At 35.7% G+C, this 6,004-nt stretch carries 6 protein-coding genes; all 6 read right to left on the bottom strand.

Annotated elements, in window-relative coordinates:
- Positions 1-196 precede the first annotated feature (196 nt).
- Positions 197-1,066, bottom strand: coding sequence for a hypothetical protein (locus N0M92_RS28705; RefSeq protein ID WP_260288970.1), 870 nt, complete (start codon positions 1,064-1,066; stop codon positions 197-199).
- Positions 1,067-1,262: 196 nt separating this feature from the next.
- Positions 1,263-1,556, bottom strand: coding sequence for a hypothetical protein (locus tag N0M92_RS28700; RefSeq protein ID WP_260288969.1), 294 nt, complete (start codon positions 1,554-1,556; stop codon positions 1,263-1,265).
- 634 nt (positions 1,557-2,190) lie between these two features.
- Positions 2,191-3,465 (bottom strand): IS110 family RNA-guided transposase, encoded by a 1,275-nt coding sequence (locus tag N0M92_RS28695; RefSeq protein WP_260288968.1) that lies wholly within the window; start codon positions 3,463-3,465, stop codon positions 2,191-2,193.
- 133 nt (positions 3,466-3,598) lie between these two features.
- Positions 3,599-3,937, bottom strand: coding sequence for a hypothetical protein (locus tag N0M92_RS28690; RefSeq protein ID WP_260288967.1), 339 nt, complete (start codon positions 3,935-3,937; stop codon positions 3,599-3,601).
- A 255-nt stretch (positions 3,938-4,192) separates the two neighbouring features.
- Entirely contained in the window at positions 4,193-5,017 is an 825-nt protein-coding gene (locus N0M92_RS28685) for an MBL fold metallo-hydrolase (RefSeq protein WP_260288966.1), read from the bottom strand.
- Between the two features lie 289 nt (positions 5,018-5,306).
- Positions 5,307-5,783, bottom strand: a complete 477-nt coding sequence (locus tag N0M92_RS28680) for a GNAT family N-acetyltransferase (RefSeq protein ID WP_260288965.1) — start codon at positions 5,781-5,783, stop codon at positions 5,307-5,309.
- Between the last annotated feature and the right edge of the window lie 221 nt (positions 5,784-6,004).

Here is a 6,004-nt window from a genome sequence, read left to right as displayed (position 1 = left end):
GAGAAGTCCTCCTTGTTTGATGCTGGGTCAATGGTCGTTGACACTCATGCATCATACAAGAGGGCTCTTTTTCTTTCAAGACCTCGAACATCCTTCTAACAGGAATGCTGCCCCTTTAGTTCCATAAAAAAAAGCTGGCTTTAAAGACAGCTCTGATCTTCACCTAACGCACCGTTAGTTCACTAAGAATCGCTATTTACATTGAAGGTAAATATACTCTCCATTCTTTCCAAGCTTTAAGATAGCCACTTAAGTCATGTGGGTGAACCCTAATACAAACACCTATACGTGTGTATAATTGAAAAATAACTTCCTCCAAAAGCCTTTCTATATTAAAGGGGATATCTTGAGTTAATAATGAGAAAGATGACAACAGCGTATCTAAATTTAAATCGTCTGGAGAAGCGCAAAAAGCATACGTGAAATCATAAATTTTTGGACCGATTAAAGGCATAGGGTCAATAACCCCATTTAATTTGTTGCCCTTATATACAAAATTATGAACACCAGCATCTCCATGAAGGTAATACTTCTCTTCTTGATGTTCGTATGTTTTCAATCTATTAACCAATAGCTGTACTTTTTTATGATCCTCACTTGGTAATAAATTGCCTATATCCTCTTGGGCGAATTCCAAACTACTTAGATTGAAGTCCGCCCATGAATTTCTATGTATTCCATTTACTCTTCCCCAGTTTTCATTGTTTACTTTTTTGTATTTATTTAATAGTTCCTTAATTAAAATAGTCATCCATTCTATTTTAGTACCTCGATTAAAATGAGTTTCTCCAGAAATATAAGAGTATACTATAAATTCTTTTTTCTCGTCTGTATAAAGTACATTGGGCAACAAATTTACATCTTTATAAGTAAGGAGAAAAGCCTCTGTTGCAGCTATTAATTTAGGTTTGTCTATTTTAATTACATATTTTGGTACACCGTTATTATATAGGGTATATAGAATTCCATTTGTAGTACCACTTTTTAATTTCTTTATGTCTATATCATCATTTATTATTATTCCTTGGTTTATAAGACCATAAAAAATTTCATTTATTTTCTCCATTTATTTAGTCCTCTCGATTAATTTTGGTAAGTATTTATACTATGTAAGTTCGCTCTTCTTATGGAACTAACCTGCCCCGGTAGTGCCATAATAAAAAGCTACCTTAAAGACGCTCCGATCTTCAGCTAAAGCACCCGTTAGTTCTATAAGAAAAGCGAACCTTATTCAAGAATCGCGCCCGATTGTTGAAGAACAATTAGACGATATTGTTGTTCTCCTTTTTTCCGAATAGTACGGATGTAAAGTAAGTAAATATAGCTGTTAGTAGACCTGCACTAAACAGTATGCTTCCAGTAATTACAAAGTTATTTATATAAGTCTTAACAATCATGTTGTATTGGTCAGTATCAGCGACACCATTTCCGTGGTTAAGAACCCAAGAATCCCCTAGAGCAGTTCCAAAAGAAATACTTGAAAACATCAGAACTAATCCTGCTATTGCTAATAAAGATGAAATAATACTTAATCCTTTAGTATGTTCATTTAACAAAACAGATCCCCCCTAAACTTTATAAATCCTTAAAGCGCGCCTTTTAATTGAATAACTGAGAACTTCTATTAGCTGGTTAGGTTTAAGTACATTTCTTCACAAAACTCACACCTATATTAACATAAATATCCAATTTTGTTTTGAAGTGTTATTCCATTAAATGGCCCAATTGTTGAACAACTCCATATGCACTCTTGAACTCCCTCAGTTTAATACGATTTCCTCACAAATACTCGCTTATTCGCAGGATTTCATCACCCTTGATTGTAAGGTCACGGTTAAATGGAGTGATTTCAGGACATAAAGATTTCGTGAAGGCATAGTTAAATAAAGGAGCTGTACAACACTCCACATTTTACCATATAATGTACATTCTCCACGCCGCCCCTGGAGGCTTTCCCTCCCATGTCTCAACGGGTCAATTGCCCTATCATTCCTTCGTCATGCCTATCCAAGGGGTGAAGGCCAGTTATGCTATCCTGATGGGTCGGTGCCCTTTTGTTCAAGAAATCTGGTACTCCGTACATATTTGAAATCCTACGAATAAGCCAACATTCGTAAATAGAAAAAGTCTATGAAAATTAGTTTTTGAAGGTTCCCTTCGAGAACCCTATTAAAAAATCCCCCTTTAAAACTACGCAACCAGTTCAGTTATAGGTTGAACTTTATCTGCACAATAAGACTCGTTTCTGCGTGCTATTCCAACAAATATCCTGGCTAGCTTACCTACCAATTTCATAATCGATTTCATTTTCTTCATTTTTTTCACCTTAACATTATGGGTGTGAATGGCTCGAAATTCCGTGTTATTCATCACAAGGCTCATGGTGGCTAAGTAAAGGAAACGCCTTAGCCTGGATCGCCCTCGCTTAGAAATGACAATTTGGCCTTTCCACTTTCCAGAGCTTGCTTCAGCCAGATGCAACCCAGCGTGCCGAAGTAAAGAATTACCGTGTGAAAAACCACTTAGATCTCCTGCTTCACCTAATATTCCGGCTAAAGAAATTTCACTAATTCCCTTAATGGCAAGCAGCTTCTTGGCAAAAGGTATTTGTTTTAATACATCCTTAACCTCTTGTTCCACTCTATCGAGTTGTAAGACTGCGAGATCATACTCCTCTAATAATTGTTCCAAATGAAATTTATACGCTTCAAGAGCCTGTCTTGTGCCGACAGATTTCCTAGCTAACTGAAGAAGTAATTGAGCTTTCCTTAATCCAGGCTGTCTCTTCATTATTGATTTCCATCCTGAAACAACATCATCAGGTTTCAGGGAACGCAGTTCCATTGGAGATGGAAATAAACGAAGTGTGGCAATAGCCCCTTTAGCAGTAATGTCTTTAAATACTTGCCTGAGTTCTGGAAAGACAATATCAACCCAACGGTTTAATTGATTAATCGTGCTAACGAGTCGTTTAACTACCACATCACGGTTAGACATAAGGACTCTAAGTATCTCAAATGATTCTGAAGTGTTCCTGACAAAGGCGTAGTAACCGTTCTTCACCATATCAGCGATGACCAGGGCATCTTTCTTATCACTTTTCGACTGAGTATTATCACGGTTTTCTTTATTCCTTTTTACTAAGTGGGGGTTTACCGTTACTACCTCAATTCCTTGTTTAAATAGCCATTTTGAAAGATTAATCCAGTAATGTCCTGTAGGTTCCATTCCCACGATGGCTGCATCCAGTTTATTTAATCTTTGAAGCTTATCCATACATTTTAATAAACTAGCAAATCCATCTTCATTATTTTCAAATGCAAGTGGATCTCCGACTACAATTCCACGGAAATTCACTGCTCTAGCCACATGAAATTGTTGGGCAATATCCACTCCAACAACAAGGTGTTTATCGGAAATTCTTTCTATTAGTTGATTTTGTTTATCTTGCATTTTAAACTTCATATTAGGGTTCCTCCTAAAGTTTTGAGTTAGAGTGGTGTCTTACTCATATCTTACTGAGGAGCCCTATTTTTTTCAAAGCTGAAAAATAACGAACTACAGGAATGCTATCCTGCCCCGTTAGTTGAAGAACTTATTAATGTTCCTTTGGATTTGTTATTTTGTTTTCAATAAAATATTCAGCCTCACCATTAATAATTTCTATGTAATTACGCTTTTTAAAAGGTTTAGTATGTTTAAGAATTCTTCTAAGACTCCCTTTTACAACAGTTTTTTTATTTGGAACATCTACAATAACAGTCAAATATACCTTTTCGTTATGTTTTACTACTCCTGTTACTTGACCTTTTTCCAAGTCAACTATATAGTCTGGGACAATCTTCAATTGGGAAAATGATGTCCATCCTGCATTTTTAGGTTTTATTCCAAACAGCAAAAATAACATTTCCCTATACAATTCATTAAATTTATTCATATACATCCCCCCGCAATAACTTCATCAATCCAATATTCAAGATGTACCCGGAATTTCCCTGCTTGTGCAACTAACCTGCCCCGTTAGTGCCATAAGAAAAAGGCTGCCGCAGCAACCCTCGGTAATGAACTAACGCACCTGTTAGTTTTATAAGAAAAGCAAACCTTATTCAAGAATCGCAGCTGATTGATGAACAAAAAAATCCTGCGCATCAACACAGGACCTTTGATAAAACATTTTAAAAACGATCAGGCTTTATGTAGTAAACAACGTTCCATTTAGTGCTTTAACGTACCTAGTTGCAGATTTTTGAACTTGGTTATGGGCTTCTTCTTTAATTACTCGGTGAAAAGCGTCATATAACCGACTAAACTTAAATTCATTAACCCGATTTGCGATTCTTTCTACAGTTACACTGGGCATTGGGATGAAGTTTGGATAACTATACATAAAACTTACCCATTGGCGATCAGCAACGATCCGAATGATATCCCCAGTCAGTAATATTCCGTTCTGGCTGAATCCGTTTTTCCATTCTAAAACGGTGCCGCCTTTAAAATGTCCACCAATTCTCTGAAGTATGACACCTTGCTGTAATTCAAGCGATTCTCCAGACCAGAAAATGATTTTTTCGCTTGGCCTCGTTACCCAGTCTTTTTCATCCTCATGAATATAAATCGGAGCGTCAAAAGCTTCGGCCCATTCCACTTGACTAGAGAAATAGTGAGGGTGAGATAACGCTATAGCATCAATTCCACCTAAATCTTCAATTTGCGTAATCGTATCTTGATCAATATATGTAATACAGTCCCATAATAAATTAAAATTCTTATCTTTTATTAGATAAGCAGTTTGTCCGATTCCAAAATTCGGAATAGTATTAATGCTATATAACCCCTCTTCGTCAAGATTAATAGAATTTTTAAATATTCCATCTTTTTTCATCATTTCTAATGTTGTCCATGTTTGCCCTTTAGGACTAACATATTGTCTTTCTTCCCCGCAAATCAAACATTGATTAGGTACTTCTTTAGAGCTTTCATATTGGACTCCACATGTCTCACAAATATAATTAACCATAACCTTTCCCCCCCATATTTACAAAATCTTAACATTAATTATTATATATAAATATGATAAAAATTTTAATTTAATGCTCAATTCCACTTCCTTTATGTTTGAGTTATATATAAAAAAAATACAAATTCTTTAATGGTCATTTATTCAACAATCTGGCCCAATTGTTGAACAAAGAGTAAACAGCACTCTTAAACTACCCTGCCCCGATAGTTCCATAAAGAAAAGCTGCCTTAAAGACAGCTCCGATCTTCAGATAACGTACCTGTTAGTTCATTAAGCACTATGTATTTTACACCGATAAATTCATTATAAACTGTTCACCAATTGGACCTATTTTTCTCTTGCCAGTATCTTGAAAACCCACTTTCAAATACAGTTGCTGGGCAGGAAGATTTTTATGATTTACAACTAAAACGATTTCATCACAGTTAGGAAATTCAGATTTAACAAAATCACTTAGTAAGAGCATACCTTGTTTAGCATAACCTTTTCCTTGCTTCGCATGATTAACAGATAATGCAGTTAACAACATAGCTTTCGGATTATCTGAATATTCCTTTACTCGTTCAGTTGAATGTAATAAAAAGAAACCTACAGGTTCATTCTCACTTAAAATAACAATCCGATGTTGCCCTTCTGTCGTCTCTAAAATCTTGTTTGGTAATGCAGTGAACTGCATTTGTTCCTCAGGAAGTTCAAAAGAATTTAATACATCTAAATATTCATTCGAAAAATGTTTTAACTCAACGTAATCAACTTTTTCCATTACCTTATTCCCCCTCAATTTATTTACAGATTATCATCCGAATATACATTTGTAAATTATTGTTAGTCAACTAACCTGCCCCTTTAGTGCCATAAATCGAGTAGGAGGAGGCGCCTAGCCTCCGACCTCTCACACCACCGTACGTACCGTTCGGTATACGGCGGTTCAGTTTAAGTCTGACGTAGTTTTGTATATCGTTCATATAGATTTACTAACCCATG

This window comes from Peribacillus aracenensis (assembly GCF_025175645.1).
In the GTDB taxonomy this organism is placed as follows: domain Bacteria; phylum Bacillota; class Bacilli; order Bacillales; family DSM-1321; genus Peribacillus; species Peribacillus aracenensis.
The sequence above is the reverse complement of the archived record's forward strand: the minus strand, read 5'-3'. Positions and strand labels throughout refer to the sequence as shown.